Genomic DNA, 25,904 nt, shown 5'->3' on the forward strand with positions numbered 1-25,904 from the left:
TCGGTGGTCATGCTTGCGTCCGCAAGAAAAGTTGCGGACGCAATAGTCTCAACTGCGGGGTCAGGCACCCAGGACGCCGATTTTCACGCGCTTACAATTGAGCAGCCTCAGGCCGAACGGGGTGGTGCACTTACCCCGCAAGGTTTCTACGTAGGCAGAGCCTTGAGCGGGTAGGGTGGTGTACTCCTGCAGGCGGAAGTACACCATGGCGCCCGCAGCCCAGATCCCTACGACTGCGTAGCCCGGCTCACCGATGGTGTACATCCAGACGCCGTAGCCGGCGGTCATGCAGATGTTCAGGATTTTGAGGATGAATTCCGTATTCATTGGTCAGATCCTGGTTGGTTTCGTGCCCAGCGTTCATTGATGCTCTTTGTGATCGAGACTGTTATCCAGTGCGTGGCCAGAGTGCCCGCGACCGACATGAAGAAGACGATCCAGTAGGGCATCATCAGGTAGCGGATGCCTCTGCCCTTGTTGAGGTCGAAGTACTCGACCAGACAGGCGAAGATCAGCACGGGTATGGTCATGAACGCGGTCAGAACCACCCACTGCAGATAAAGGTTCCAGGTGGTCACCGCCAACGACTGCAAGCGTGCCCATTCCCCAGTGTGCTTTACAGCCCACTTAAACTGGAGGTTGGCCAACCTGTATTGGAAGCCTGCCTTCCAGAGGAAGCGCTGGAACGCTACCACCATGAGCGAGGTTGTCAGCATCCAGTAGCCGCTTTCCATGTAGATCGAAAGGCCGACGCCAATCACGATGGAGGCCGGGACGTAGGCAGCTAGCGCGACAGTGCACGCGAGCTCGAAGAATGCATAGGGCTTCATGCGGGACATTCCTAGGTGGATGCGGAATTATCAGGATATTGCCAAGGCAGGGGAAGAGCCGGGCGTGAAAACGGGGCCGATTACTCCGTCTAGTATTTGCTTGCAATGAGCCGGCTTACTGCGTGCTGGCAGCTTCAGGGTTGTCTTCACATTTCCCCAATAAAGGAGCACCATGGTTTTGAGGCCAGGCCTCTTGCAGGAAGCTTACGCCCTGGTCAGTGACAGTAGTCGCCCCTTGTCTGGAGTAGTGCATGTCGAAAGCCGTAAGCCAGCCCAAAAACGACAGCAAAATCAAATGCTTCGTTGTCGATACCAACGTCCTGATCCACGACCCGAATTCCATCCTGAGCTTCCAGGAGCACCTGGTGGCCATCCCGATGGTGGTACTGGAGGAACTCGACAAGCTCAAGACCAGTAAGCAGGCTATCTCGGCCGAATGCCGGCAGGCGATCCGCCTGATCGAATCGATCATCGAAGATGCTCCCGTGGAGCAGGTGAGCAAGGGCGTACCGATCCCCCGTGAGATCGGCGGCCACCTGGGCGAGTTGATGATCGTCACTCGCAGCAAGCACAAGGGCGACGACCTCTCCGAAGAGCTCTCGGACAGCCTGGTCAACGACAACAAGATCATCAACGACGCGCTGGGCCTGCGCAAAGCAGCTGATTCGCGCTTTGACGACCGCGTCGTCCTGGTGACAAAAGACATCAACATGCGCCTGAAGGCCAGGGCGGTGGGCATCGAGGCACAGGACTACCACACCGACCAGCTGGTCGATGACGTGGATCACCTGCCCAAGGGCTTCCACCACGTACCTGCGTTCTGGGATCTCGTGGAGTCCCAGGAAATCGTGAACACCAAGCCCAATAACCCGGCCGGCCCATCGCACCTGGTTACTCTGCGCGAGCCGATCCCCGGCCTGGCAGTAAACCAGTTCATACTGGATGACAACGGCTTCGTTGGGCTGGTACGCCAGATCAAAGACGACAGCATCCTCCTCACCGAGTACAGCCTCGACGGCCTGTTGGGCCTTGAAGCTTGGGGCCTGAGCCCCCGCGACATCTACCAGGCGTTGGCCCTGCTAGCGCTGCTCGATCCGGATATCCACCTGGTGAACCTCGCTGGCTCCGCCGGCTCCGGCAAGACCATCCTGGCCCTGGCCGCCGCCATCGAGCAGACGATGGTCTCGAAGCGCTACAACAAGATCATCGTCACCCGCAGCGTTCAGGGCCTGGACGAGGACATCGGCTTCCTGCCCGGTACCGAGGCTGAGAAGATGCTGCCCTGGTTGGGCGCAATCACCGACAACCTGGAAGCGCTGCACGACGAGGATGAGAGCACCTCCGGAAGCATCGACTACATCCTCCAAAAGGTGCCGCTGCAGTTCAAGTCGCTCAACTACATCCGTGGTCGCAGCTTCCAGAACGCACTGATCATCGTCGACGAGTGCCAGAACCTGACACCGCACCAGATGAAGACCATCATCACCCGTGCCGGCAAGGGCTCGAAGGTCATCTGCCTGGGCAACCTGGCTCAGATCGACACACCGTACCTGTCGGCGCCAAGCTCCGGTCTGACCTACCTCACTGAGCGCTTCAAGGGCTTCAAGCACAGCGTTACGATCACGCTGCAGGGCGTGCCGCGCTCTGTGCTGGCCGAGCACGCCGAAGCCGTGCTGTAAGGGTACGGAGCAAGGGGGCGCCGCGCTTATGCGCGGCGTTTCATTTGGTGGGGGCGTTTTCTAGGGAGTTTGTTTTCAAACAATAGGCCTGAGATCGGCTTCGCTTGGATCGTTGTCGAGATCAGGAAAATCAGTCATTAATGCCGTATCTGGCCTTTGCGGCCGCTACGAGCTCAGCAGAAGTGAGACGGCCTTTTTCGTAGTCGGCCATCTTTGATGCCATGTAGGGGCTCATGCGAGCGCCTTCAAGGTTATTGGTGGCCTGGACGTGGGCGACGTTGGAGCGGCGTTTCGCGGCTTCTTGTGCTTGCATCATCTGGATCACCAAGGGGCTATAGACTGACGTTTGATGTAGACACCTTACACAGTTAGGTCGCGTAAAATCAAAATGAACACGACCGATGACTGCTGTCGCTCGGCCTCTAGCCAGCTCTAATGCTAATTTGCGTCCACCTCTGCGCGGGTGTGAAGATAGAGCTACAACAAGAGGCTTTCATAATGCCCACGGTACTCCAACGCATTGCAGCATCCTTCCGCAACCTCATCGGAGTTCAGCAGCCTGTGGCTGAGCCAGAGGTCGTGATCTCCGTTCCTGAGCCTGCTGGCTTCGTGGAGGATCATCTGTCGGATGACGAATATGATCGTCTCTGGGATGAGCAGCATAAGCACCAGTGGCCGCCGGAGCCTGACGTCTACAACTCATTGACCCCCGAGGAGCGCCAGTCTCAACTTGAGTTGCGCCAGTGCGGGAGTGCGAAAGAAGCTCCTGCGGTTGCGGTGGACTTCTCGCAACTGACGGACGTGAAGTCGCTTGCCGGCGACCAGGCCTTCGAGAGGCTCTGTAGCCCCACTACGTGGGAAGAATACGACCAGCTCCCCGATGGCATCCGCTACATGGGGAAGTACTTCATGCCCTGGGATGAGTTCTCGTCCGGGTTTATCGTCGCCATCAGCCCGCGCCTTCCGGTGAATGGGGGGATTGTACGGGTAACAAAGGCTTGGGGTGACTCTGACCAGCCCTTCCAAGTGCGCTTCAAGTACGACGACACGGACAAGCCGGATGCCGTCATGGGTGAGTTCGCATCTGTTTGGGATGCGCTGGCACACGCGGTTGTCGTGCGCAAGGAGTGCCTGGAGGCTGTCGAGAAGACTTGCCGCGCCAGCAGAGGGGCCGTCGCAGGTCATCTCGTTGACTCTGTGTACTGGCTGGGCGTGGACGATGAGAATCTGCTCGGTACGCTCAAAGCATCGAGAGATCCCATTGCCGACGCCGGCTCAGACTTCACCGACTATGCGTCAGAGGCAAGGCCGCTTTCCCAGGAAACGCGTGATCGGATCATTGCCGAGATCGAGCTGAACATCGACATCAACTTCGGCTTCGTCAAGCTGCATGATGGGCCGTACAGCGATCTGCAGGCCCCGGACGTCAATGAGCTCCTGGAAGGCCCACTGACGGAAGATGAGCCGTTGGAGAATGACTACGAAGCTGAGCGCGCTGGCTCGCCCTCGAGGCAGAGCAAGCCAAGGGATGAAGACCCTGGCCTTGGCTTCTGAGAGAAGGCCCCTTCGGGGGCCTTTTTCATGGGTGCTCCTCGGCGCTGTCGCCGATCCAGGCCAAGTAGTCCATGCTCAAGGCATGAGCGGCCGCAGCACCCGTTTTAATGCCAGCTGCGGTATGGCGAGGAAGCTGGTCATCCAGCCACTGTAGCAGCGCAGCCCGACCGAGTGGGCACTCTCCCCAGCCGTCTTCAAGGGCGGTTGCTGCCTTATGCTTGAGTATCTCGTGGGGGACGCCGGGGCCTTCTGCCTTGGCCCCTGCGTCGGCATTCAGCTCCTGACGTTGAATACGTTCGCTTTCCAGGGCCAGGCTGATCTTTTCCCTTGCGCTCTCAATGTGGGCCAGTAGCTCAGGGTCAAAGCTCTCCGCTTGATCAAGTGCTTCGGAGATCTCAAGCAGTTCTTCCAGGGTGAAGTCCAGGTTCATCGTGGTCATCCTTGCCGGCGGAGTAGTAGTTGGGCTTGCCTGAGCGTAGCTGAGGCTATGTGGCCACCTGCTCCAGCTTCGGATGGGTCATGCAGTACTCAGCGATCATCCGGGCATCGAGCAGGGCATGGTGGGGCGTGTCTTCCACGCCATCCCACTCGTAGCGCTTGGGGACAATGTGCTTTCCGATGTCGATCTCGCCGGCCAATTTGATCAGCATCTTCCAATCCCACAGAGGCGCGTCGCTGATGATGTTCACGATTTCGAACTGGTTCAGCCACTCGTGAAGGGCTTCGCGGGCGTCTACCTCGGACTTTCCATGGGTGGCCAAGTCTAGCTGGGGAAGCACGACCTCCTGGGTGAAGTCGGAGCACTCTTCCTCTGTCCAGGTGTCGTTGATTTCGACGTAGAACTCCGGCCCGCCGTGTACGACCAGGGCCAGGCTGATCAGCTTGTTCTCGGTGATGTCGAGGGTGGTGAACTCGGTATCGAGGAACGCGGTGACAGATGGTTTGGCTGACATGGCGGCTCCGCTTAGGTGGATGAGCCATTATGCACTGCAGCCGGTTAAGATGGAGCCTTATGAACGCTAGTAGGGAAAGCTATGGACGGATACTTCGACAGCGATTTTTCCAGGGTCACGCGCGAGCACTACATCACCGGGATGCCGGCGCTGAACTGGCCCTGCTCAGGCACGTCCACTGGTGACTGGCACAGTCTTAACTTCTGGGGCGAAACCTTCCGGATAGCCCTGGCCGGCATCCAGTTCCCGGATACCCGCCAGTACCTCAATGAGATCGGTGTCTACAACGCGACCGAGGAGTTCAAGCGCCAGCGACTGGACATCCAGGGGAAAACTATCTGGATGGCCGATCATAGGCGCGCGGCCGCAGACTTGATGATTAAGCAGGCCGCTCTGGGCAAACATCACAACATGGTCAGCCTGGCGGACTGGTTTCCATCCGAGGATGCTTTCCAGGGTGCGATTGACGTGATCACCTTGGCTACCCCGATGCTTCCAACGGAACAGGGCGACCTGATCGACCGCTGGTTGGAGGAAGAGCGGGTCAACTTCCGGCGCTGACCCTCGTCAGTGGCGCGAAGAAGCTATAGCTATTCCTGATATGCCACTGAAGCAATTGCTCTGGCCTGAGCGCTATCAGTGGCTAGCGTTTAGCAGACGAGGTTGCGCCTGAGGCAAGTCCCATGAGGCTATTGTTGATCGCCGCCCTAATCGGAACGAGCACGCTCGCTCACGCCATGACGGTGAAGCTGCCGGATAACTGCTCTGTTGAGCTGGCTGCTACCGGCGAGACACCCAAATCTGCAACGTGGAGCGGTAAGTGCCGCGACGGAAAAGCCTACGGGAATGGAAAGCTTGTCGTTAAGTGGGAAGGCCTGCCTGCTCTGACCTACGAGGGTCACATCAGCAAGGGGAGTTTTGGCGGGCAAGGCGAATACACCTCACCGCGAGGAATGAAATACTCGGGCAACTTCAAGGACGGGTTACCCAACGGTCGAGGCGATCTGACGGACAAGTCCGGGCTCACCTATGAGGGAACCTTTGCTGCAGGAACCTTCGTTGAAGGCAACGTCATCAATAGCAAGGATGAGGTGATTGCAAAGGTCTATGAAGGAGTCAGAACGGAGAACTTTGAACGGTCAGCGTCATCCGCCCGGCCCGTGGCCAAGTCCCCTGCGAAAGGAAGTGAAACGAAGTCAGGCGCGGACAAGGTTGCCTCAAAGGAGCCCGCCGCGAACCATCATGACCTGATTTTCTACATGGCTAGAACCACAGACAACCGACCCTACAACACCTACGCCAAGAACGAAGTTGACGCGAAAGCCTACATCGAAGGGTTTTCAGGGCGCACAGTGAGCGAGGTCGTGCCATGCCAGGATGGTTGGTATGCGGTCTGGGTAGCGGAATACGACGGTGGTGTCTCCGAAGCATCCACATGCGAGCGAGCCGATTACAAGAGTGCGTTGCGTGCCGCCCGTGACGCGTGTCAGAAGTACGGCTCCAGTTGCACTGGTGCAGGGTCTAAGTATTGGCGTGTGTGGGTGTTTTCCGGGCATGCCTACTACGGAGAGGTAAGTGAAGGTGCCCCCTATGAATTGGGTGACTATAGGTGCGATGTGATGGGCGGGGTGACCGATGATAGGTGCACCATTCTGGATGAGCTAAGAGATCTTGGAGTATCGATTGACCCGCCGTAGTTACTGGCAGCGACCCTCCGCTTTAGCAGAGTGACCTGGTCGAGAAGCTTCTCAGCGTCCAGCTCTAACCTTCAGCAGCTGGTAGAAGCTGGTCGTGTAGCTCTGCGACATCAGCTCGCGTTTCATGGCCCAGTCCGGGGTCATAGGCATCCTGGCTGACCTCAGTGTCCCTGGCCCCCAGCGGCCGTTCACCTTGTCGAGAATGCCCATCAGCCTGTCGGCGCCGGCCGGCTGCGCGGGAGTGAACAGATCGCCCGTGAATTGGCCGCGCTTGCGCAGATCCATCAGCATGATCTCAGCCTTGCTGTAGCGGTATCCGTCGCGCCAGATCGCCGGCAGGGCGTCAACGGCCATCTTCGTCAGCAGGCGCACGTCGTCGGTCGGGTAGGGCGGTTGCAGGTTCACCGCCTGGGAGTACTTGGGCCCGTCGCCAAAGAAGCTGGTGCGAATGCCCACGCGTATCATCCCGGTCATCGAGTTCTGCCGACGCATTTTCTCAGTGGCTCGGTGCATGTAGCTGGCCAGGGCCTCGCGCATAGGGCCGAGCTCGGTGATGCGCTCGCCGAACATCCTGCTGGTGCAAATGACCTGCTTGTCGGGTTCGTTCTCTTGGATCTCGATGCAGGGTTCGCCCTGCAGCTCCCGGACGGTTCGTTCCAGTACGACGCTGTAGCGGCGCCTGATCGATTTCGCATCGCACTGCGCCAGCTGCCAGGCCGTCGTAATCCCCTCGGCGCCGAGCTGCTCAGTGAGGCGCCGGCCGACGCCCCAAACATCACCCACCGGCATGCGCTTCAGGAGCCACTCCACGGCGTGCGGAGCGCGAAGGTCGACAACCCCTCCGGTTTTCTCCCGATAGGCCTTGCTGGCGTGCTGAGCGGCCTTGGCGAGTGTCTTCGTATGGCCTATGCCGATCCCAACCGGCATCCCCGTCCATTTCAGTACGCGCGCCTGGATGGCCCTGGCGAAGTCGCGCAGGGGCTCCGGCATCCCGGTAAGCACCGCGAAAACTTCGTCAATGGAGTACACCTCCAGCTGGTCGACCATGCTCTCGATGGTCTGCTGTACGCGGGCGCTGACGTCGCCGTACAAGGCGTAGTTGCTGGAAAATACCGCGACGTCGTTCTCACGCAGGAAGTCCCTGATCTTGAAGAACGGATCGCCCATCTTGATGCCTAGGGCTTTCGCCTCAGGCGTCCTGGCGATTACGCAGCCATCGTTGTTCGACATGGTGACGACCGGCCGTCCCCGCAGATCCGGCCTGAAAAGCCGTTCACAGCTGCAATAGAACGAGTTGCAGTCGATCAATGCGTACACCGGCCGGTGAAGTGCCGGGAACGAGAGCTTAAACATGCTCCGTCAGACTCCAGGTGACCACGCCGAACATGTCGATGCTCTCGTACTGGTCAATCGGGATGGGCGGGTAGGCTGGATCATCGGACTCCAGGGCCCACTTGCCCTGGGAATATGCCAACCGCTTCACGAGCGGTTGATTGTCAACAAAGACCACCACGACGTTGCCGGCTACCGCATCGCGTGCCCGGTCAACGACCAGGCGGGAGCGGTTCATGATGCCGCATGGCGCCATTGATTCACCTTCGGTCTCCACCAGCCAGATGTGAGGCGCTCGAAGCTCCAGGAGCTCATCCAGGGAGATAGGCGGCTCATAGTGGTCTGCTGCGGGGCTGGGGAAGCCTCCGGCGGCTCGGGCTGAGAGCGCCGGCACCAGGAACGCCTCAGGATCGGAGGGCTGGAGTGGCCGGAAGGAGAGGATGGTCATGGCAGTGAACTGGATACTGTATGGATGTCCAGTATATTTCCTATCCCTGGAAAAAGAGAAGCTCCAGAGGACTGGAGGTTGTGGTTCACCTAGACCTGCGGCTGTCGCCCTTGATCAGTGATGGCTCATCGGGGAGCGCAGGCTTTTTGGAAGCTCGCACGGTTCGAGGCTGATATCCCGAGGGCAGCACCCTGACTCGCGAGGTAAGCCTTTGACTTGTAAGTTATTTACAGAAATAAACTTCCGTTAAAACGTGAGTTACATTCTTAGGGCGGCAGGATAGATGAAGCCTATCTCATCTGACTTTAGAAGTAAATATTGGCAATCTTAAAAATATACTTTCCAGGTGTTGTTATTGTCCTTTGATAGTGCTTATCTTCTTCGCAATGGTTCAAAGGATAGTCATATGAAAGATATTGAAATGATTGAAGGAAGGCTATTTAAGAGGTATTCAATTGTATCGTCTGCTCATGGTCTTACATCTAAACAGAGATCTCATTTCCTCAAGCTCAAGGCGTATCCGAAGTTTCGGGTTGATACCACCATTAAAGAATTCGAGATGTCCCTCTTTGGCCCTGGAGGGCGGCTTTCCTATGCCTTTGAGGAGTTCGACGAGGATGTGCCAGGCAGCAGGAAAATAGGTGCCTACCAGTTTTCTCCTGTGTACGCCGGCCGCATTGAACTTATGAAGAAGCTCATGACGACTAAGGCCAACATAAACAAAATGGAGATAGCAGATAGATTGACTGAGATGGCCGAGCAGTGTGCTCGGGATGTGGAGATGTCGCGGGCAAGTGGATACGAAACAGGCCTGAAAAGCGGTGTGCTTTCACAAGTTAGACAAGCCATTGAGAAAATGGCAGAGGAGTCCACGGGGGATCAGGAAAAATACGGGCCCCTCTTGATTAGTGATGTTGAGAAATGGCTTGAGAATGTAGAAACATCTTGGCCAGGGACTGAAGCCGTGGTTGAAGATCTGATTTTGTACGTAGTGGAAAATTTCACAAATCGAATGAGACGGTCGAGGCGGTTATTAGATACTTCGGTCGTCTAACTGGTGAGCCAAGAGGATGACCGCTGCAAGGTTCATTCGTCGGTAGGTCTGCTGTGCTTCTGCTCCTGGGGCCACTTCCAATCACCCTGATGCCAGTTCCCCATCTCGTTCCATGAGCGAATGGGGAGCTTGTTGCGCGCGACTGCCTGGTGGGCCTCATTGAGGTAGCGGTCTGCGACGTTCTGGCTGTGACGGGGTTTGCCCACAAACGAATCGATCAAGCTAGCCATGCCTGCGGCAATGGACGAAAGGCCGGCGGCGAGCGTGCGCATGAGGTTCATCGGGTCTCCTGTTATGGCGCTTGGGCGAAGATGTGCAATCATGCCGCCCACGAGATCATGAGGCCATCATTATGAGTAACCCCGAATTCGCCCTCAAGCAGTACGCACTGGATCATTTCTCCAGTCTATGCGTGCAGAAAATACAACTCGACCTCACGCATGTTTTCGAACTGAATAGTGAGCTCTATCGGTTTGCTTCAATGTGCTGCCAAGAAGACCCAGAAGGAGAGGGAATCCAGATTGCATATGGCCTGATAATCCAGGTCGCGTTGGCCTATGGGGCCGGGATGGAGAGGAAGACTCCAGATGAACTGAAGGCGGTCGTTTCCCACGGCCTGGATGTAGCCATGAGTGGTGTTCTAGAGTCGGACTCAGACCTAATTCACTAGCCATCAGGCTTCTGGGCTAGGAAAGCCTTGCCCGGTTGTGCGAGTTGGATGGGGGCGAGGCTGGCTCGGCCCATCGGAATGGAGACCCCGATGAAAAAACGGATGACTGATGAGCAAATCAATGCCCACCTGGCACTCTGGGATAGCCGTATCGAAGAGTTCATTCGAACGAACAGGGACGAAATCTACCCGCAGCTGCTCAGGTGGTTGTCCGACACAACGGTGCCGACAGGGCTGTACAACGTCCTCGTCGCTTACTGTGCTGAGCTGGTAGGCCCTGAGGAAGCCTTTAAGTTCTCGCTCCACTGGGTGGCCAAAGTGGCCTTAAGGGATCTGCGTGGGTACAGACAGAAGCCAACGCCAGAGCATTTCCCTATACGGCTCAAGCTGGTCATGGAAGAACGGAGGCTTCAGGAGATGCCGATGCCATCGAACCTTAAAGGCACGACACTGAACCGGTATCTTGAAGGAAAGACGACTCCGACCTTGACCAACCTGGCAGAGATAGCTGCCGACCTGGGCGTGTCGCCGGCATGGCTTGCATTCGGAATCGGCCTACCGGAGGATCACACCCCCAGTGGAAGAGGAGCGCGGGAATGAGTGCAAAGCCCAAGGTCGTGATTTTTGACCTGTACGGAACCCTGGTGGAGATCGATGAGCCCCGCAGCCCCTTTTCCCGCTTATTGAAGTTCGGTGTGGTGATGGGCCGGGCGATCAGACCGGATGACCGCCGTGAGATCATGACCAGCAACCTGGGCCTGTCCGGCGTGGCTGATCGATTTGGTATCCCCGTCAACGCCGATGAGCTGGACTCGCTTGAGCGCGACATCTACGCGGAGCTGGCATCCGTGAGGGTCTTCAGCGACGTCCATGCCACCCTCGAGCTATTGCGTCGGGAGGGGATCAAGACCGCGCTGTGCTCAAACCTTGCAGCGGCCTACGCGGTGCCGGCGAAGACAATGCTGCCAACTTTCGACTCCTATGCCTTCAGCTTCGAAGTCGGTGCCATCAAGCCGGAGGCAGCCATCTACGAGCACGTACTGCGCGAGATCGGCTGCAGCGCCAGCGAGGCGGTCATGATCGGTGACACCCAGAAAGCGGATGTCGAGGGGCCTGCAGAGCTTGGCATCAAGGCGTTTTTGCTGAAGCGAGAAGGTGAGGGGGTGTCACAGGAGCCGCTAACTGACCTGATTGAGCAGGTGTTGGCAATGCCTGAGGCTGGCCACTGATGCATGCCGAAGACGAGATCGACCTCGAGTGGTTGAGCGATTTGGCGTGGCGTTTTCACCAGGCACTGAAGGCGGCTCATTCAGAAGGAAATGATGGCCTGCTAGGGGCATCGGGTGGTGATTTCCCCGAAGGGCTTTGCGGACATGCTTCCCTCGCTTTCGGCCGCTACTTGATGGTTGAGTACGGTGTAGAGGCAATGCGGATTTCTGCGACACACCCTGAAAAAGGGACACATGAGTGGCTGGCCATTAAAGGGAGCTTCCTAGAGCTCAGGGATGCGGAAGACTGGGAGTATTGGGTGATGACAAACGGTGTGATTGTCGACCTCACCCATGGTCAGTTTGATAGGCAGAGCCGCCCGATGGTCTTCGTGGGAAGTCCAGACGGCTGGTTCGACCAATGGGTTATCGATCAGCCTCCCGATGCACCTGCTAAGGATCTGAGGATACCAGACGATCTGCTCAATGCCATTCTGAAGCATCTCAAAGCGTCGCGGGTTTAGGGTTTCGTTTGGTTGGTATGCAGTTTCTTTGAACTGGGATAGGCAACGAAATAGACCACCTTTCGGTGGTCTATCCAGAAATTACTTTTTTGGCCCGCAGAGGGTAGACGTCCAGCCACTTACACCTCTGATCTGCATGATCTCGAAGTTATCAAGGAGGTGCTTGTTTGTTGGCGACTCTGTTTCGATTGCATGATAAATAATTAGCGGTTCAGAATTCGACCACTTGAAGGCAATTCCTGGGTCGTTAACATCGAAGCCTTTCAAGGTTACATCAATCAGCTCGTCAATACTCTTAACGCCAGGCTTGAGAAGAAGCTCATGCCAAACTCCATCAGAGTAAAGCCGACCAAAGTATTGGAGGGTTCCACCCTTGTATTCTTTGAAGGTGGGTGACTTCCATAGGACGACCCCAACACCATAGCCATTACCTTCAATGTCATCAGATACGTCTTCGAGAATTCTGTTTGCCAAGTCGTCAGTGGAGTCCAACGGTGCTACAGAGATTTTGCCCAGGTAGCATGGGACACCATCTTCAGGTGCATATATTTTGGAGGCAAAGAAGAAAGATGGCTCTGCAAGTGTGTGATCTTCGATGAACGAATCTTCGATTAGGTCGAACCCAAGATTTCCCAGTAGATCGTAGTAGAGCCCAGGATCAATAGGATGGTACATCCGCATGCCATCCCGAATCTGCTCGCTTGTGAAGCCTTCGAGTTCTGCACTCAGCTCCTTAGGGAGGATCTTTTTCATGTGCTCGACGATGTCGTCATCGTCCAGGCCAAACGGGTTCAGGTCAATGGAGTCATCCGGACTTTCACCATATATACGATCAGTGTCTATGGAGAATTATACGGGACGCTTTGAGCTGGATGGGCTCATCTGGTCGACAATGTGATTGGCGTAGCTAGGATGTATCTGAAAATCTTCAACCAGTATTGCAGTGTACTCTTTCCGGCGCCTTACAAGTTCGGAGCTTGAGACTTTTTCATCGACAAGACTAGGGCGGATGCTGCCAACAGCAGTGCTCAATATGTCCCAAGAGTTAAATCCGCACATGCGGGAAAACATTGAGGCGGCTTCTGACTTCGGTATTGACAGGCTCTCTGAGCAAGCGTCGATCCAAGCCATAGGGCGATCAAGGCTTTCTGGTACGAATGTCATTCCAACCTCCTGGTTTCACTGACAAAGCTGCTTGGTTCGTTTAGGAGGGCAATGATCATTCAATTCATATATGAATGTCTATGATGAATAAACATAAAATATAACTTCCCGAAAACTTTTTCCTGACCTCCGACGGAAGGCAAGCTCGCGAGCATACAGACGGCGAAAAGCCCGCCAGGGGCGGGCTTTTCTAGGCCTCGATGGGCTTGGGGGCGTTGCAAAGGGCTCAAGGGCCAGTAGTCTTATGCGCCCACCCCTTGAGGGGGTGAGCTCAGCCAGGCGGATTGCCTGGGGCAGGTCGCAGTTTCCTCGAACTGGTCGAACTGGCTTGGCCAGCTGCGGAGCGCGACGTGAAGTCCCTGTAACCGCTCTACTGCAATGGTAAGCGAGCGAGTCCATGGAATCCAGAATTTGTAATCAAAATCTTGCCCCCAGATCCGTCCCTATCGAGGAGCCTTAGCGCGCTGCCTTATGGTGATGCGCTCGAGCTCCTGACTGGAGAACTCAGCCACCTCGGTACATCCAGTGCTCCAGGCCAGACTCAACTCTACTGATCCTGCGATCAGTGCCGGCGGCTTTTGTCCTCCGGAGTAGGCGCCCAGGTAGAACACAGCTCTCAGCAACTCGGCTTCTTGCTCAATCAGATCAGTCCCGACAGCACGACGCGCGAACCTCTCGATCTGGAGGTGTTCGTAGGCCACGCGCAATTCGATGTAGTGGCTAAGCGTCCACTCAACAGGTGCCGGGGGCTTCGGGAACTTTGGTGTGTTCCACGGCTCACCGCTGGACATGTGTTTGCTGAAAGATTTCGTCAGCCATAGAAATACAGGGCCGTTGTCGAGGGCGATCTGCTCGATCTCACCGAATAGCCTCTCCCCACGCCAGTAAACATCACTCGAATCGGAGAAGCACGAAAACCAGTCGAACTGGTCGAGCCTTTCGTAGAACGAGAGGGTGTCTGGAAAGGAGTGGGCAGGGACGTTGCAGGGTAAATGCTGCATGAGGAGGTCTCAGTAGGGCTTCGTTGGCCGCCTCCTGGCTCAGGACAATATACCCTTAAAAGAGGTTTGGATAACAGCGACGAGGGCTGCCGGCCCCTTACTTGGGCCGGCGCCGACTCTGGTAGGTCAGTTCTTGAGGCAGAGCTCCACGATTTTCTGCAGGATCGAGGTCTTGGCCGACTCCCGCAGCTTCACGATGTCGTAGGTGAAGGTGGAGAAGAACAGCTCACCCAGAGGGTGGCTGAGCACCGGCAGGCGAGTGCCAGCTTCGTCGGTGATCACCACGTTGTAGACCAGGCTCTGCTTCGCGATGGTGTTGTTTGCCGCCTTGTTGGAGGCGACAAAGTACCAGGCACCTTCTTCACCGTTGTCCTGGATGAAGATGCTGTGCCGCTGCTTCTGCTTGGTCGGGGTCAGGTAGTACGGTAGGGCGGATACCTGAATGCCGACTTCGCGGGAGGGGGAAGTGCCTTCATCCTGGCGAACCTGGTTGTCGAAGAGTGCATTGCCAATGATGTCGGGCACGCGTCCGCTGTTGAAGGCAGTCAACCATGCATTCGTTCCCTTGTCGTGGATCAGGAAGGTGTCGTTCCAGATCGTATCGAAGGGCTTCTCAGACGCCTTGCCGAGGACGGCACTTAGTTGGCGGAAGTCTTCGTTGAATTCGCCCTTCGAGAACTGGTCGTACCGCCGGGTACGCTCGATCTTGATCTGCTCGCCTTCGACCAGGACGTCGAGTACCTGGAAGTACGCGTTCTTGTCCGTGTCGCGACGGCAGGAGATGAGCACCAACGACGCGCGAGGAAGTTGGGCGCCAGCGACGGTCACTACGCCATGCTTGTAGATGGCTTCTTTGAGCGCCAGCTCCTGCAAGCATTTCTCCAACGCGGTCTTGCTGAGCGCCTTTCCTGGTTTGAGATCAAAGCCTTGGCATATCGTGGCCTTGCCACCGAGGAAACGATTGATCTTGGCGGCGGTGTAGAAGTCGAACTGGGCCTTTGGGTTCTTCTGCTGTGCAGCCATGGCTTGCCAGAACGTGGTGTAGGACACGTTCGAGCTTCGGTCTACGATGCTGCTTCCGGCCTCCGGGCTGGCCTCGCTGACAACCAGGTAGCTGACATCCCTCTCCAGAAGAGCTTCAGGGGCAGGTAAAGAGTCTGCATTGACCACCTTGGCCGCTCCGATGGTATTGGCCAGGCTTTCGACTGCAGCTTTGCGCTTGGGATCGGTAGTCGTATCGAGCACCCACAGGGGATTAGTGGTGTCCGGGATGCTCTCAAGGAACTTCCTGACCTGGTGGGTTGCCTGGAATTCAACGGGGCGCGACTCGACACCTGCCTGATCCAAAATCTTCAGCAGCCGGTTGAGGCAGTCCGTGACGTGGTAGTTGATGCTGTTTTCGTAGCGTTCGTAGGCCTCAGGGTTCTCGTTACTGGTGGCGAAAGCCATGAAGTTTCGGTCGCTCTTGGTCGCGCTGAGACGGCGCTTAAGCTGGAAACGCCTGCCGGCCCAGTCAAACATCAGAGTTCCACTCTCGGTCACCGGCCGGCTGATGTCTTTTGCGTCTGGTGCACACTCCATCATGACACGGTGCAAGGACAGGGCGATCTCTTGCTGACGAGAGAAGTAGACCTGGAAGCGCAGCGCGTCGAAAACGCCAGCCTCATCTTTTCTTGCGTAGCTGAACATCATGCCCAGGTAGAGCTCGGCGTTGAACTCGACCGGGGAGATGTCGTAGCGCTTCTCCACGTCGGTGATGAAAGACAACTTCAGGCGCAGATCAAGGAGGCTCTCGATCACCTTGTGGTGGTCGAGGGAGTGGTCGCTGATGACCTGGCGCACTTGGCCGGGAGTCGGGGCCTGGCCGCTCAGGAACAGGAAGCCAAACCGCCCTTGCCGAGCACTGAACTTGGTGTAATGCACCCCGGTGCCGGCGGGCAGGCTGAGTTTCTGCCGGATGTACTCCTTGATGGTCGCGTCAACCCGTTGGTAGTAGGTGTCCGTTCTCTCACCGGACGGCCGAGTGACCTCCACTACGCCCGCCTGGATGTGCCCGACGCCGGGAGTTGGTGCCGACAGCTGATCAATGATCGCTTCCAGGGCACCTGGGAGCGTGAGCATGTTTGTTCTGGCCCTGGCGGCGGCCTCATGTGCCAGGTTGGTGAAAAGGCTCATTCTGCGCTCCTTAGCAGGCTTACCAGGGTGGGGTTGATCATCAGGTGCTCGTCGACCCTGAAGATGCGACTCTTCTTCGCCGGCACGTACTCGGTGAGCTTTTTGAAGGCGTTGAGGAAGTGGATGGACTCTCCGGAGTCAAACTCACGCTCCGAGTTGAGTGCGTTGCTACCGTGCTGGGTGTTCACGTAGAGGAAGCGCGGGGTCAGGTTGAGCGCTCCGCACAGCTCATAGAGGTTCTGGCGCTTTTGCTTGGCGCGGTCGAGCGTCTTGAGCGACTGCTCCTCGTTGTTCAGCGACAGCGACCAGCGTTTCACGTCGATGCAGATCAGGACGTCATCCTGCAGGATGTAACAGTCATAGAGCTCACACACAGCTGGGCCGAGTAGGCTGATCATCTCGTCCAGGGTCAGGGCCATGATCCCCAGCTCCTTGAGAAGCTGCCCGAAGATGTACTCCCCGACGTTCCCCTTGAGCAACGGGATCATGGCCGGGTTAGGCAGGTGCGAGTCGATCCCGCCGGCACCCAGGTTAGATGCCAGGGTGATGATGCGAGGGCCGAAATCCCGGTCGACACCGTCACGGCGGATGTATTCGGGCACGATCATCTTGTCCGGCTGGTACAGGTTGTACCCATGGAGCAGATCACTGAGTTCGTAGTGATTGTCCCTGGTGGTGCAGACGGACACCCGGTCGGTGATTTCCTTCGGCATGTAGAAGGTCTTGATCACCCGCTGGTAGTAACCGGATTCCTTGACGATAGGGGAGTTCATGAGCTTTCGGACGTACATTGCCGGGTCTGTGATGCTCTCCGACGAGCGCAGGAGCTCGTTGAAGGCCATGGCCTCGCGATTGCCCTCCCGCGCGCTGACGAGGATTTTGCGGCGGAAAGCGCCCGTGAAGAAATCATCTATGTCGATAGCATCGGAGAGCACCATCGCGGTGAAGCTGGAACGTTCCTCCTCAGTGGAGAAGCAGCGAGCTTCAGCCTTCTCCAGGCAGAACTGCATCAGCCGGTGATTGAGAAGGGACAGGCTGTTGATGAGGATATCGTTCCCCTCCCGGCGCAGCCGGCTGTACTTCACCACCAGGTCGTCAATGACGTCGTCAGGCAGGAAAATCTCCGTGAGAAGGTGACTGTCCCGGCGTTCAACCCGGCCGACAGCCTGGATGATGATCTTCAGCACCGACAGATCATGCTCATCCATCAGGATGCGGTTGTTCCTGGGCTTCATTGGGTTGGCGTCGAACTCCGAGAGCCGTACCCCGGTGCCGACAGCAAGATGCTTCAGCAGGAGGATGTGGTTCTTCACGGTGTTCAACCCGGAGTCCCCCTCCTTGATGGCGCTGTAGAAAGGGGTGTTCACCAGTACCAGGCGGTCGAAGTCTTCGGTGAACTTGTCCTCGCGATGTTCGACGAACAGGTTCAGGCCGGTGCCGGCGCTCCCGTAAGCTGAAACGAGGCAGATTCGGGTGTCGTCGTCCACTTTCAGGTATTGGTCGACATCGACATCTCTGGCCAGCTCCGATGAGAAGAGGATGACCCTGATCTTGCATTTGTCGGCAAAAGGCTTCAGCTCGAAGATCTTGTCCTCGTGGAGCTGCCGGTAGCCCTTGAGCCGGCCGTTGACGTTCTGCTCGAACAGTTCCTTGAACCGCTGCGTGAAGTTGTTGTTGAGTGAGAGGATCAGCGAGTTCTTCCCATCCCATGCGGCCATCAGCATGGCCTCGACCTGGCGCCGAAGCGCTGCAAGTCGGTACTTGTTCCTCTCCGGGAAGCCAGGCGGGATCAGCCGGTCAGTCCAGATCTTGAGCTCTGCCTTGAATGCTTTGTCCTGGCGAAGGTCGCTGATCTCGTTGCCGGCGGTGTTGTGGTAGGGACGTATGTCGATGGTGCGAGCCTGGGCCCGTGCAGCACGCAAGTCGCTCATCGCCTGCTGGTCGACCTCCGAGCGCTCTACAACCTGCACCTGCAGGCTGTTGCCCTGTGCCTCGCCGAAGTTCTTCAGCATCGGCCGGGAGAAGTTGCCAGAGAAGGACTTCTTGAAGCCGGTGGTGGCGCTCAGGCACATCGCTGAGTTCTGGGTGCCATGCATGGCCCGGAGCAGGGTGACTTCGGGAAGCTCGAGGATCAGATCCAGATGGAAATCGACAAACACTCGGTTAGCGGCGACGTCGTCGCCGAAGGGGATTTCCCGAACTTTCTCCAGGGAAAAGACGATTTTGGGGACAAAGAATGCGAAGAACTCATCGATGAGCACCTCAGCGTCCTTGGCACGTTCAAACAGTGAGGCAACGTAGGGCCGGTGCAGTCTGGACGTGGAGATGAACCTGGAAAGCGGGCTGTTTTGACTGCCCGCCTGGCCGAGGTTAAGCAAGTTTTGCAGAGCTGAGTTCGGCTTTGCGATCTTCGAGCAGGCGTAGAAAGCGCAGAGCAAGGCCTGAAGGAAGTCGTGTAGGGAAGGGTCAGAGCACTCGCGGCCGTCATCGAAGGAGAGGCGCAACTCACTGCCACCAAACATCGAGCGCATGCGGATGCGCTTCAGGGCGTCTTCGTTGTAGAAGCGCCTGGGGGTGAGGCTGAAGATGTTTTTGGACAACGCGAGGATTTGTTCCACATCGCGGTTGTCGATGGTGATGTGGCCGACGTTGCCAGCACACATCTTGAGGATGCTTTCCAGGCTTACGCTGGCGTCGCAGTCCTCGTTGTAGTGTCGACGAAGGTCGTTGATGAGCTGGGCCGTCTCCTCGTGCGCCAGAGGAAGTTCACGCCCTGGGTTGTTATATGGGCTGATGGCTTCCATGAGGCGGTAGAGGCCGGCCAGGACGTGGGAAGGTTTGACCTGATCACTGATGAGCTTTTTGTGTGCGTGGCGGTGCATCCAGTCGTAGCTATCGTGCTCCTCATCCACCACGAGCGTGAAGGTGATCCCATGCTCCAGGAAGTAGTTCTTGTCATCCCGTAGGAAGAAAGATTCCTTCAGGTAGGTGATCTTCTCGTCGAAGGTGAGGTTGCAGACTGAACCAATGGACGGGATTTCAGCCTTCTCGGCAGCCGTGGTGTCGCGCTTGGCGCCAACGATGCTGTCGAACCTGGTCAATTTCAGGTTGGGTTTCTGATTCTGGTCGACGTAGACAGCATGCGTTTGAGCCATGAACTTGGCCGTGGTGGCCAGGATGATGGTTGGGCCTACCTTTGCCCGCTCAAAGGGCAGGATGTGATCCAGGATCTCGATGTAGGGGGCGCCCTTCGGGTCGGTCTCTGCGAAGCGGGCAGCCGTGGTGATGTAGGCACCGTGCTTTGGCTCGGTGATTACTGCCTTGGCCAGAGCCACAAGGGCCATGTTCAGGCGCCTACGGGCTTGCTTGAGTTTCTGCTCGAGCTCCTGCTTGCGGGCCAGGTCGAGGTCACCGCGCCGCTTCTGATCCTCGACGTCCGCCAGGGTCAGGGTCAGGTTGCTGATCGAGCTACTGAGTTCGTTCGTAGCGTCCTGGTAGTGGATCGTAGTGAGCTTTTGAATCCATCCGCGATAGAGCTTCTCGTTCTTAATCCCGGTGACCCAGCCAGTGAATTCCAGGTCAGCGATATCTGCGATGCTCAGGAAGCTCAGGAAGTGGATGCCACGGGCCTCGGCTTTGGCCTTGGTTGCCGGCGAAATGTCGATCTGCGACTTCATCGGTGTCATGAAGAACAGGTTGCGATGGCCGCCCTGGTCGTTGCGCTCCGAAGCGTGCTCGATGAACTGGTCGAACACGTTGTAGGACTTGCCGAAGCCGGTACCGTCGTTGGCGAAGCTCACCGATGGATTGGGCTTGGCGTTGCCGTTGAAAAACGGCGCCAGCCTGGCCCGGTGGGAGTTGATCTCCCGGCTCAGCTCATCGCTGAGCTTCCCCTTGCGGGCAGGGGAAGTCCCGGCGAACAGGTCGCCATGGCTTGACGGTGGGTTCTCGGGCGGGCGGTTTCCGCCCGTGGTATCCGTTGGCTTCTTCGGCATGATGGCCATCCAGTGCTGGTCGAGGCGGCCGAGATTAACCCCAGGAAAAATTCGATGGCAAGCGGATTTTTTTGGCCTCTCGCGGGTACGCGTAATAGCGCTAAGTGCCTGTAAATGGGGCTTCTAGCCGTATTACGAGCCTGTATTGATATGAAATACAGTCGAATACGATATGAAATACACAGGGGGCAAAAGGCCATTTTTGTGATGCCTCATTGCCATGCTGTTGTCGACTCAGGCATTTGAATGGAGTGATTCACGACTACGAGATGTGAGGCATGAGACATCTGTAGGAGGTGAGACAGGGCGTTCAGAGACTGTCATAAAGACCTTAGCGCTTCCTTTCTTTACTTAATGCAAAGCAGTGCCATGCGAACCCAACATGTGGGTCGTTAAGAAAGGATGAGAAGGGCTATGATCTGCCCTCCGTATAGAGTGAAGAAAGGGAGACAACTCGATGCCAAAAGAGACACAAGGTGAGACTCATAAGGAGAGCCACAGCGAGGCAACAGGAGCTGTGCCCGCCATGACAGAGGAGCAGTCGAGGGAGATATCTCGGCTACACCGAATGGCCTATAGGGACGCTCATGGAAAGCAAAAGCCGGCCAAATAGAGGCCGGCTTTATGGAAGGGAACTGGTTACCGGGAGGGCGTTTGGCCGTACCTGTTACTCGCGAGCAAGCCTTCCTGGTAACGCGCTCGGCGCTGTCTTTCACACTCGCCGGCAAGGTCTGGATAGGCATCTGAAATGGCGCCGTAGATGCGTGTTCGCAGCAGATTGATCGCGTCCATCTTGCCCACGCGTCCTGCTGTTTCTTCGATAGCTTGATCGTAATGTGTCAGCACATGGCGGATGTAGTTGACGGTGATCCGTTGTAGGAACTCGTCAAAGCCAGGTGAGCGTGTGTCGACTGGGTCGTTACGTCTCTCGTAATGTCTGATCGCTGCCTTATGGACACGTGCCATCGACTCCTGCTGCACAGAGATGTGCATGGCCTCGATCTGCGACATAAGGGAGTCGATCTGGGTGATGACTCCCTTGGTGGCCATCTCCTTACGCCTGGCCAATTCGGCCTGGTAGGAGGTAAAGATAGTGCTCTTCTCTGCCTCCTCGACGCGCTCAGGGTTGTAGAGATTGATGTACCCAGAATAGAGGGAGTTCTTCACCTTCAAGTCGGGGTTGGGGATCAGCTCATTGAGCAGCTTTTTGCTCCAGCCAGGGCGCTGAAGCACAGCCTTCTGTGTGAGCATCTGTACCTTGGCTTGGCCGTCTTGCGCAGACATAGAGGTTCCTTTCTCAGCGGCTGTAGTCGACTTCGGGAGCGAGGTCATTGAAGTAATCGTTGATTTTTACCTCCATCGCCTCCAGCTCTGGCTCATAGAGAGTCAACATCTCCTGGGCAGCCTTGACCGAGAGGGATTTCGCCTCCTGCATGTGTAGGAGGGAATGGATCACACACTCCCGAAGGGAGCGCATATCTTCTTTGGCCACCACGACAGTACCGTCGGCGAGGCTAGCCTCCCAGCACTCGAACGGATTGCCGTTCTCGTCACAGGCCTCTTCGCCATCTACCTCGAAGGTGCCTGTGTTGGTCAGGAGGATGGCGCCGGTCATGTCGGCCGCCGGGCCCCAGAAGATCACCTGGTTGAACTGATCATGGGTGTGCCGCGTGTGCAGTCCGGACACTGGGAAGAGCACCGCTGTCTCAGCGTACATGCCCATCAGGTTGCGCTCCGATAGCTCGGTCGCCACCTCGTAGTCGAAGCAGTCATTCTCGACATTCCAGTGCACTGCGTTGAACGCAAAGCCATAGCCGGGGCCGGGGTGATCGCGAGTGACTCCGCCTTCCAGAGTGTTGTCCAGGCGGGCTGCAATGGATTCACCCTTTGTGAAGCCTTCGAGCATGATTGCTGCTGCGTGGTCAGAGAAGTGGAGCACGGGAAAGTCGGCTAGATGGCCGATCAGTTCCTGGCCCAGCTGTCCGTCACGGATCAGCTGACTCACTTCGGCCATGCGTTCTCTTGGTGTCATGCTCATCTCCTCGGATATCCCTCAGACTACCGCTCCAGCCAGAGCCTATGGAAGGCAATGGCGCCGCCTGTACGAGCGCGGCGCCGATCTTCACATCGCCTCTAGGGTCTCGATGCCGATGAGCTCAAGCCCCTTCTTGAGCGTCCGGCCGGTGAGGGCAGCCAGCTTGATCCGACTGGCCCGGACAACCTCATCTGAGCAGGTGATGATCGGGCAGTTCTCATAGAACGAGGAGAACAGCACCGCCACATCGAACAGGTAAGCGCACAGAAGGTGCGGCATGCCTTTGGTTGCCACGGAGTTCAACGTCTCCAAGAACAGCGCCAGCTTGCGGCCGAGGGCGAGCTCCTCCGGGGTGGCCAGTGAAATACCGCCAGCTGTTTGTTCCCAACCATCTCCCAGCTTCCGGAAGATGCCGGCGACCCTGGTGTAGGCATAGAGCAGGTAAGGAGCGGTGTTTCCGTCCAGCGCCAGCATTTGGGTCAGGTTGAAGTTGTAGTCGCTCGTCCGATGCTTGGACAGGTCGGCGTACTTCACCGCACCGATGCCTACCACCTTAGCGATGTGAGCGAGGTCAGCCGGCGGCAGGTTAGGATTCTTCTCCCGCACCACTTCAGCAGCCCGAAGTTCGGCTTCGTCGAGCAAGTCGGCCAGCTTTACACTCTCGCCGTCCCGAGTCTTGATCGGCCTGCCGTCGGCGCCGTTCATGGTGCCGAAGCCCATGTGCTCGAGGCTGATGAGCGGAGGCACGAATTCGGCTGCTCGTGCGCACTCGAACACCATCGAGAAGTGCAGATCCTGGCGCTGATCTACGAAGTAGAGCACCCGGTTCGCCTCCAGGGCCTGGGCCCGGTAGCGCAAAGCAGCCAGGTCAGTGCTCGCGTACAGGTAGCCGCCACCGCTCTTCTGCACGATCAATGGGAGAGGCTCGCCAGTCTTGGAGGTGTAGCCCTCCAGGAAGACGCATTTGGCCCCATCACTCTCGCTCAGCAGCCCATTTGCGTCCAAGTCGCTTACGACAAACTGCAGATCATCGTTGTAGGCGCTCTCACCCATGACGTCGGCGCTGGACAGCTTCACGCCCAACCGGTCATAGAGGGCCTGGCAGTGCGCCAGCGAGATGTCGTTGAACCGCTTCCACATGTCCAGGCAGTGCGGGTCACCGGCCTGCAGCTGCACGACGAGATCCCGCGCCTTGGCGGCGAAGCTCTCGTCGCTGTCGAAGCGCTTTTTCGCGGCCTTGTAGAAGGCTTCCAGGTCGGCCAACTTGGCCGAGTCGGTGTTCTGCTCCTGCATGTAGGCCAGGAGCATTCCGAACTGGGTTCCCCAATCGCCAACATGGTTCTGCCGAATCACCGTGTCGCCCAGGAACTCGAGCACCCGAGCGACGCTGTCACCGATGATTGTCGAGCGTAGATGGCCGACGTGCATCTGCTTGGCAAGGTTCGGTGACGAGAGGTCGACCACAACCCGCTCGGCGTGACTCTCTTTCCTCACGCCCAAAGCAGGGTCAGCCAGCGCTGCGGTGAGCGTATCGTTCAGCGCTTGCGGGTTCCAGGTGAAGTTTATGAACCCAGGCCCGGCCATCTCGACCTTGGATATCTGATCCGATGCCGGCAGTGCCTCGATGAAATGCTTTGCCAGCTCTTGCGGTTTCATCTTCGCCTGCTTGGCCATCATCATGGCGATGTTGCAAGAAAAGTCGCCGTTGGCTTTGTCCTTGGTGCTCTCGACCTGGATGTTGAAAAAGTAGGAAGGAGGCAACGTACCGTTGCTCCTGAGGGTATCGATTGCTGAACGTACCAGCCCTATGATGACGGCCTTCATGACGCAGATGTCCTTAACTGGAGGAGCTTGAGAGGGGCTCTTTTATACTGAATTTGCAAAGGAATGACTATCTCTCTGATGGTGCAAATGGTATCATACTGACATGAAGATTCGAGTCCTAAGTTGGGCCAGCCTGGAGTAGAGCGATGCAGGGACTGAAGAAGGGCCAGTTGTTCTTGGCCGGCCTGGTAGACCTGGCGAAGGCGCAACCGCAACGCGCCGTTAAGGCGGATCTGTCGCAACAACACGCGGTGATCGCTTCGCTGGCCGGGAAAGCCGTGCTCATGACCTATGAGCATGACGATTCCGCCTCACTGCTTGACCGCCAACTCCCAACCATCCGCTAAAAGGAGATAGATCGATGCGCCATACCAAGTCGAGGGCCTGGGAAAATCTCCGCTTGAACCTCCAGGATGTGACCCTGACAGGTCGCGTCTTACGGGATCACACGGACTGTGAGGAGCTGCTCCATGACGCCCTTGACGAGCTTCAGGCGCTGGACTTGCCCGTGAAGGCAATTGCTGCCCTAGAAACTGCGATTTTCAGTGCCTACCGAATCGGTAAAGAGCGCTACGAGAAAGACTAGCCCGCCAGGGTTGCTTGGGTCATGATCGAGTTCCAATTCATCCTCAGGCGGCCTGATGCTTCTCTTCCTGGACTTTGATGGGGTCGTGCACAAGCGGCGCGACGGCCCGGAATTCTGCTATGTCCCCCGACTGGCAGCTGTTCTGCGTGATTTTCCGGCCGTAGAGGTCGTGATCAGTAGCTCCTGGAGGGACACGCTCACTCTGGACGAGATGCGCGCCAAATTCCCCGAGGATCTGCGACTCAGGATCATAGGCGCCACGCCGCGCCTGAACGGATCACGAAGCACCGAGATTAAGACCTGGGTAAAGTCGAACCGTCCGGGCGCAGCCTGGCTGGCTCTCGATGACGAGCTGCGCAGGTTCACGGATAAGCGCCGGCTTGTTCTCTGTGACGACGGATTCCTAGAGGCCGAAGAAGCCGAGCTGAGGCGTCGTCTCGCCCGGCGCTGATCTTCAGTCGATACGCTTCTTGCCCCCGCGCCAGCTAACCGAGACCTCCATGGCCACCGACCTGTCTCTATCGCAAGGCCTCCTGCTGACACACAGCTACCGGACGGGTCTGCATCGCGCCGAGGGTACTCGCGATGGCGGCTACCGGACGGTCTATGCGAAGTCCAGGGATGAGGTCATCCGGAAATGGCACAGCGCGGCCCCGAATGAGTGGGCCAGGCCAAAAGCCGGCCAGACCCTCGACAATGAATAGGTGGCAACCGCAATGAGTGAGCAAGCCCTGGAGTCGATCCGCGAATACGCCGGGAAGATGAATGAGTACCTGGAAGCGGCGTATAGGCCCAGGGCCTGCTCGGATGCCACCATCGAGAAGGCTCGGGGCGACTTCCGGAAGATGTTTGGTACCGACCTGCCAGAGGGCTATTGCACGATCCTTCGGGTAGCTGACGGTCTGCACCACAACGGGATGACCGTGTGGCCGATCCTGCATCGTGGCTTCCCGTTCCACCAGAACCTCATGACTGCCAACGAGGACTTCCGCGAGTTCGCAGAGCACCTGGTGTTCTTTGGACAGCTGGATGATGAGCTCTACGCCTATGACACCCAAAAAGGCGAGTACATCGCCACAGAGCAGGGGCTGATCGGCGAGGCTTGGGATACCTTCGATAGTGCTGAAGAGATGATTCTTGGCATGCTAAAACGTGCGTGGGGCGACGATTAGCCC

General features: G+C 57.2%; 29 protein-coding genes. 14 read left to right on the forward strand and 15 right to left on the reverse strand.

What is annotated here, in order from left to right; genetic code table 11:
* Positions 1-60 precede the first annotated feature (60 nt).
* Positions 61-327, reverse strand: coding sequence for a hypothetical protein (locus HNP46_RS29845; protein ID WP_184596353.1), 267 nt, complete (start codon positions 325-327; stop codon positions 61-63).
* Complete coding sequence (locus HNP46_RS29850; RefSeq protein WP_184596355.1) at positions 324-830, reverse strand: hypothetical protein; 507 nt, start codon at positions 828-830, stop codon at positions 324-326. The genes HNP46_RS29845 and HNP46_RS29850 overlap by 4 nt, the downstream gene beginning before the upstream one ends.
* A gap of 251 nt (positions 831-1,081) precedes the next feature.
* Between HNP46_RS29850 and HNP46_RS29855 the strand changes: the two genes are divergently transcribed.
* Entirely contained in the window at positions 1,082-2,509 is a 1,428-nt protein-coding gene (locus HNP46_RS29855; protein ID WP_184596357.1) for a PhoH family protein, read from the forward strand.
* A gap of 130 nt (positions 2,510-2,639) precedes the next feature.
* Here the strand turns inward: HNP46_RS29855 and HNP46_RS29860 are convergent, their stop codons facing one another.
* On the reverse strand, positions 2,640-2,825 hold the full coding sequence (locus tag HNP46_RS29860; protein WP_184596358.1) for an antitoxin VbhA family protein: 186 nt from the start codon (positions 2,823-2,825) through the stop codon (positions 2,640-2,642).
* 182 nt (positions 2,826-3,007) lie between these two features.
* On the opposite strand from HNP46_RS29860, the gene HNP46_RS29865 reads away from it, so the two are divergent.
* On the forward strand, positions 3,008-4,063 hold the full coding sequence (locus HNP46_RS29865) for a hypothetical protein (protein WP_184596360.1): 1,056 nt from the start codon (positions 3,008-3,010) through the stop codon (positions 4,061-4,063).
* A gap of 25 nt (positions 4,064-4,088) precedes the next feature.
* Here HNP46_RS29865 and HNP46_RS29870 read toward each other — a convergent pair whose 3' ends face one another.
* Together HNP46_RS29870 and HNP46_RS29875 are read right to left on the reverse strand one after the other, a co-directional pair.
* Positions 4,089-4,493, reverse strand: a complete 405-nt coding sequence (locus tag HNP46_RS29870) for a hypothetical protein (protein ID WP_184596362.1) — start codon at positions 4,491-4,493, stop codon at positions 4,089-4,091.
* A 55-nt stretch (positions 4,494-4,548) separates the two neighbouring features.
* Positions 4,549-5,016 carry a 3'-5' exoribonuclease gene (locus tag HNP46_RS29875; RefSeq protein ID WP_184596364.1) on the reverse strand — a complete coding sequence of 156 codons (468 nt, stop codon included), beginning with the start codon at positions 5,014-5,016 and terminating at the stop codon, positions 4,549-4,551.
* Between the two features lie 81 nt (positions 5,017-5,097).
* Between HNP46_RS29875 and HNP46_RS29880 the strand changes: the two genes are divergently transcribed.
* Both HNP46_RS29880 and HNP46_RS29885 read left to right on the forward strand, forming a co-directional pair.
* Positions 5,098-5,577 carry a hypothetical protein gene (locus HNP46_RS29880; RefSeq protein WP_184596365.1) on the forward strand — a complete coding sequence of 160 codons (480 nt, stop codon included), beginning with the start codon at positions 5,098-5,100 and terminating at the stop codon, positions 5,575-5,577.
* A gap of 122 nt (positions 5,578-5,699) precedes the next feature.
* The gene (locus HNP46_RS29885) at positions 5,700-6,713 is read left to right on the forward strand and encodes a hypothetical protein (RefSeq protein WP_184596367.1); all 1,014 of its coding nucleotides are present in this window, start codon (positions 5,700-5,702) and stop codon (positions 6,711-6,713) included.
* A gap of 51 nt (positions 6,714-6,764) precedes the next feature.
* Here the strand turns inward: HNP46_RS29885 and HNP46_RS29890 are convergent, their stop codons facing one another.
* Positions 6,765-8,066: a Y-family DNA polymerase gene (locus HNP46_RS29890; protein ID WP_184596369.1), complete on the reverse strand. Its 1,302-nt coding sequence runs from the start codon at positions 8,064-8,066 to the stop codon at positions 6,765-6,767.
* A complete protein-coding gene (locus HNP46_RS29895; RefSeq protein ID WP_184596371.1) occupies positions 8,059-8,493 on the reverse strand; it encodes a S24 family peptidase in 435 nt (144 codons plus the stop codon). Before HNP46_RS29895 ends, HNP46_RS29890 begins: the two co-directional genes overlap by 8 nt.
* A gap of 406 nt (positions 8,494-8,899) precedes the next feature.
* On the opposite strand from HNP46_RS29895, the gene HNP46_RS29900 reads away from it, so the two are divergent.
* Positions 8,900-9,547, forward strand: coding sequence for a hypothetical protein (locus HNP46_RS29900; protein ID WP_184596373.1), 648 nt, complete (start codon positions 8,900-8,902; stop codon positions 9,545-9,547).
* Positions 9,548-9,579: 32 nt separating this feature from the next.
* Here the strand turns inward: HNP46_RS29900 and HNP46_RS29905 are convergent, their stop codons facing one another.
* Positions 9,580-9,828, reverse strand: a complete 249-nt coding sequence (locus HNP46_RS29905) for a hypothetical protein (protein WP_184596375.1) — start codon at positions 9,826-9,828, stop codon at positions 9,580-9,582.
* A gap of 71 nt (positions 9,829-9,899) precedes the next feature.
* Between HNP46_RS29905 and HNP46_RS29910 the strand changes: the two genes are divergently transcribed.
* From HNP46_RS29910 to HNP46_RS29925, 4 genes are all read left to right on the forward strand, one after another.
* The gene (locus HNP46_RS29910) at positions 9,900-10,217 is read left to right on the forward strand and encodes a hypothetical protein (protein ID WP_184596377.1); all 318 of its coding nucleotides are present in this window, start codon (positions 9,900-9,902) and stop codon (positions 10,215-10,217) included.
* Positions 10,218-10,307: 90 nt separating this feature from the next.
* Positions 10,308-10,817: a helix-turn-helix domain-containing protein gene (locus HNP46_RS29915; RefSeq protein WP_184596379.1), complete on the forward strand. Its 510-nt coding sequence runs from the start codon at positions 10,308-10,310 to the stop codon at positions 10,815-10,817.
* Positions 10,814-11,446: an HAD family hydrolase gene (locus HNP46_RS29920; protein WP_260403309.1), complete on the forward strand. Its 633-nt coding sequence runs from the start codon at positions 10,814-10,816 to the stop codon at positions 11,444-11,446. The genes HNP46_RS29915 and HNP46_RS29920 overlap by 4 nt, the downstream gene beginning before the upstream one ends.
* On the forward strand, positions 11,446-11,949 hold the full coding sequence (locus HNP46_RS29925; RefSeq protein WP_184596381.1) for a hypothetical protein: 504 nt from the start codon (positions 11,446-11,448) through the stop codon (positions 11,947-11,949). Before HNP46_RS29920 ends, HNP46_RS29925 begins: the two co-directional genes overlap by 1 nt.
* 81 nt (positions 11,950-12,030) lie before the next feature.
* Here the strand turns inward: HNP46_RS29925 and HNP46_RS29930 are convergent, their stop codons facing one another.
* From HNP46_RS29930 to argS, 7 genes are all read right to left on the reverse strand, one after another.
* The gene (locus HNP46_RS29930; RefSeq protein ID WP_184596383.1) at positions 12,031-12,702 is read right to left on the reverse strand and encodes a hypothetical protein; all 672 of its coding nucleotides are present in this window, start codon (positions 12,700-12,702) and stop codon (positions 12,031-12,033) included.
* 854 nt (positions 12,703-13,556) lie between these two features.
* Positions 13,557-14,114: a hypothetical protein gene (locus tag HNP46_RS29935; protein WP_184596385.1), complete on the reverse strand. Its 558-nt coding sequence runs from the start codon at positions 14,112-14,114 to the stop codon at positions 13,557-13,559.
* A 126-nt stretch (positions 14,115-14,240) separates the two neighbouring features.
* The gene (locus HNP46_RS29940; protein ID WP_184596387.1) at positions 14,241-16,289 is read right to left on the reverse strand and encodes a hypothetical protein; all 2,049 of its coding nucleotides are present in this window, start codon (positions 16,287-16,289) and stop codon (positions 14,241-14,243) included.
* Entirely contained in the window at positions 16,286-20,284 is a 3,999-nt protein-coding gene (locus HNP46_RS29945; protein WP_184596389.1) for a hypothetical protein, read from the reverse strand. Before HNP46_RS29945 ends, HNP46_RS29940 begins: the two co-directional genes overlap by 4 nt.
* Before the next feature lie 639 nt (positions 20,285-20,923).
* Entirely contained in the window at positions 20,924-21,568 is a 645-nt protein-coding gene (locus HNP46_RS29950; protein WP_184596391.1) for a hypothetical protein, read from the reverse strand.
* 13 nt (positions 21,569-21,581) lie between these two features.
* Positions 21,582-22,316 carry a hypothetical protein gene (locus HNP46_RS29955; RefSeq protein ID WP_221455169.1) on the reverse strand — a complete coding sequence of 245 codons (735 nt, stop codon included), beginning with the start codon at positions 22,314-22,316 and terminating at the stop codon, positions 21,582-21,584.
* 90 nt (positions 22,317-22,406) lie between these two features.
* Positions 22,407-24,143, reverse strand: coding sequence for an arginine--tRNA ligase (gene argS / locus HNP46_RS29960; protein ID WP_184596395.1), 1,737 nt, complete (start codon positions 24,141-24,143; stop codon positions 22,407-22,409).
* Positions 24,144-24,289: 146 nt separating this feature from the next.
* Here argS and HNP46_RS29965 point away from each other — a divergent pair, with 146 nt between their 5' ends.
* The 5 genes from HNP46_RS29965 to HNP46_RS29985 are packed head-to-tail and all read left to right on the forward strand — an operon-like array spanning position 24,290 to position 25,901.
* Complete coding sequence (locus tag HNP46_RS29965) at positions 24,290-24,490, forward strand: hypothetical protein (protein ID WP_184596397.1); 201 nt, start codon at positions 24,290-24,292, stop codon at positions 24,488-24,490.
* Between the two features lie 14 nt (positions 24,491-24,504).
* Positions 24,505-24,729 (forward strand): hypothetical protein, encoded by a 225-nt coding sequence (locus HNP46_RS29970; protein WP_184596399.1) that lies wholly within the window; start codon positions 24,505-24,507, stop codon positions 24,727-24,729.
* A gap of 55 nt (positions 24,730-24,784) precedes the next feature.
* Positions 24,785-25,180 carry an HAD domain-containing protein gene (locus tag HNP46_RS29975; RefSeq protein WP_184596401.1) on the forward strand — a complete coding sequence of 132 codons (396 nt, stop codon included), beginning with the start codon at positions 24,785-24,787 and terminating at the stop codon, positions 25,178-25,180.
* A 49-nt stretch (positions 25,181-25,229) separates the two neighbouring features.
* Positions 25,230-25,433 (forward strand): hypothetical protein, encoded by a 204-nt coding sequence (locus tag HNP46_RS29980; RefSeq protein ID WP_184596403.1) that lies wholly within the window; start codon positions 25,230-25,232, stop codon positions 25,431-25,433.
* A 12-nt stretch (positions 25,434-25,445) separates the two neighbouring features.
* On the forward strand, positions 25,446-25,901 hold the full coding sequence (locus HNP46_RS29985) for a YrhA family protein (protein ID WP_184596405.1): 456 nt from the start codon (positions 25,446-25,448) through the stop codon (positions 25,899-25,901).
* Positions 25,902-25,904 lie beyond the last annotated feature (3 nt).

It is taken from the genome of Pseudomonas nitroreducens (assembly GCF_014204515.1).
GTDB classification, from domain to species: domain Bacteria; phylum Pseudomonadota; class Gammaproteobacteria; order Pseudomonadales; family Pseudomonadaceae; genus Pseudomonas; species Pseudomonas nitritireducens_A.

Coding starts and splice junctions, on each gene's coding strand:
- HNP46_RS29845 (WP_184596353.1), bottom strand. CDS start 327: ATGAATACGGAATTCATCCTCAAAATCCTGAACATCTGCATGACCGCC.
- HNP46_RS29850 (WP_184596355.1), bottom strand. CDS start 830: ATGAAGCCCTATGCATTCTTCGAGCTCGCGTGCACTGTCGCGCTAGCT.
- HNP46_RS29855 (WP_184596357.1), top strand. CDS start 1,082: ATGTCGAAAGCCGTAAGCCAGCCCAAAAACGACAGCAAAATCAAATGC.
- HNP46_RS29860 (WP_184596358.1), bottom strand. CDS start 2,825: ATGATGCAAGCACAAGAAGCCGCGAAACGCCGCTCCAACGTCGCCCAC.
- HNP46_RS29865 (WP_184596360.1), top strand. CDS start 3,008: ATGCCCACGGTACTCCAACGCATTGCAGCATCCTTCCGCAACCTCATC.
- HNP46_RS29870 (WP_184596362.1), bottom strand. CDS start 4,493: ATGAACCTGGACTTCACCCTGGAAGAACTGCTTGAGATCTCCGAAGCA.
- HNP46_RS29875 (WP_184596364.1), bottom strand. CDS start 5,016: ATGTCAGCCAAACCATCTGTCACCGCGTTCCTCGATACCGAGTTCACC.
- HNP46_RS29880 (WP_184596365.1), top strand. CDS start 5,098: ATGGACGGATACTTCGACAGCGATTTTTCCAGGGTCACGCGCGAGCAC.
- HNP46_RS29885 (WP_184596367.1), top strand. CDS start 5,700: ATGAGGCTATTGTTGATCGCCGCCCTAATCGGAACGAGCACGCTCGCT.
- HNP46_RS29890 (WP_184596369.1), bottom strand. CDS start 8,066: ATGTTTAAGCTCTCGTTCCCGGCACTTCACCGGCCGGTGTACGCATTG.
- HNP46_RS29895 (WP_184596371.1), bottom strand. CDS start 8,493: ATGACCATCCTCTCCTTCCGGCCACTCCAGCCCTCCGATCCTGAGGCG.
- HNP46_RS29900 (WP_184596373.1), top strand. CDS start 8,900: ATGAAAGATATTGAAATGATTGAAGGAAGGCTATTTAAGAGGTATTCA.
- HNP46_RS29905 (WP_184596375.1), bottom strand. CDS start 9,828: ATGAACCTCATGCGCACGCTCGCCGCCGGCCTTTCGTCCATTGCCGCA.
- HNP46_RS29910 (WP_184596377.1), top strand. CDS start 9,900: ATGAGTAACCCCGAATTCGCCCTCAAGCAGTACGCACTGGATCATTTC.
- HNP46_RS29915 (WP_184596379.1), top strand. CDS start 10,308: ATGAAAAAACGGATGACTGATGAGCAAATCAATGCCCACCTGGCACTC.
- HNP46_RS29920 (WP_260403309.1), top strand. CDS start 10,814: ATGAGTGCAAAGCCCAAGGTCGTGATTTTTGACCTGTACGGAACCCTG.
- HNP46_RS29925 (WP_184596381.1), top strand. CDS start 11,446: ATGCATGCCGAAGACGAGATCGACCTCGAGTGGTTGAGCGATTTGGCG.
- HNP46_RS29930 (WP_184596383.1), bottom strand. CDS start 12,702: ATGAAAAAGATCCTCCCTAAGGAGCTGAGTGCAGAACTCGAAGGCTTC.
- HNP46_RS29935 (WP_184596385.1), bottom strand. CDS start 14,114: ATGCAGCATTTACCCTGCAACGTCCCTGCCCACTCCTTTCCAGACACC.
- HNP46_RS29940 (WP_184596387.1), bottom strand. CDS start 16,289: ATGAGCCTTTTCACCAACCTGGCACATGAGGCCGCCGCCAGGGCCAGA.
- HNP46_RS29945 (WP_184596389.1), bottom strand. CDS start 20,284: ATGCCGAAGAAGCCAACGGATACCACGGGCGGAAACCGCCCGCCCGAG.
- HNP46_RS29950 (WP_184596391.1), bottom strand. CDS start 21,568: ATGTCTGCGCAAGACGGCCAAGCCAAGGTACAGATGCTCACACAGAAG.
- HNP46_RS29955 (WP_221455169.1), bottom strand. CDS start 22,316: ATGACACCAAGAGAACGCATGGCCGAAGTGAGTCAGCTGATCCGTGAC.
- argS (WP_184596395.1), bottom strand. CDS start 24,143: ATGAAGGCCGTCATCATAGGGCTGGTACGTTCAGCAATCGATACCCTC.
- HNP46_RS29965 (WP_184596397.1), top strand. CDS start 24,290: ATGCAGGGACTGAAGAAGGGCCAGTTGTTCTTGGCCGGCCTGGTAGAC.
- HNP46_RS29970 (WP_184596399.1), top strand. CDS start 24,505: ATGCGCCATACCAAGTCGAGGGCCTGGGAAAATCTCCGCTTGAACCTC.
- HNP46_RS29975 (WP_184596401.1), top strand. CDS start 24,785: ATGCTTCTCTTCCTGGACTTTGATGGGGTCGTGCACAAGCGGCGCGAC.
- HNP46_RS29980 (WP_184596403.1), top strand. CDS start 25,230: ATGGCCACCGACCTGTCTCTATCGCAAGGCCTCCTGCTGACACACAGC.
- HNP46_RS29985 (WP_184596405.1), top strand. CDS start 25,446: ATGAGTGAGCAAGCCCTGGAGTCGATCCGCGAATACGCCGGGAAGATG.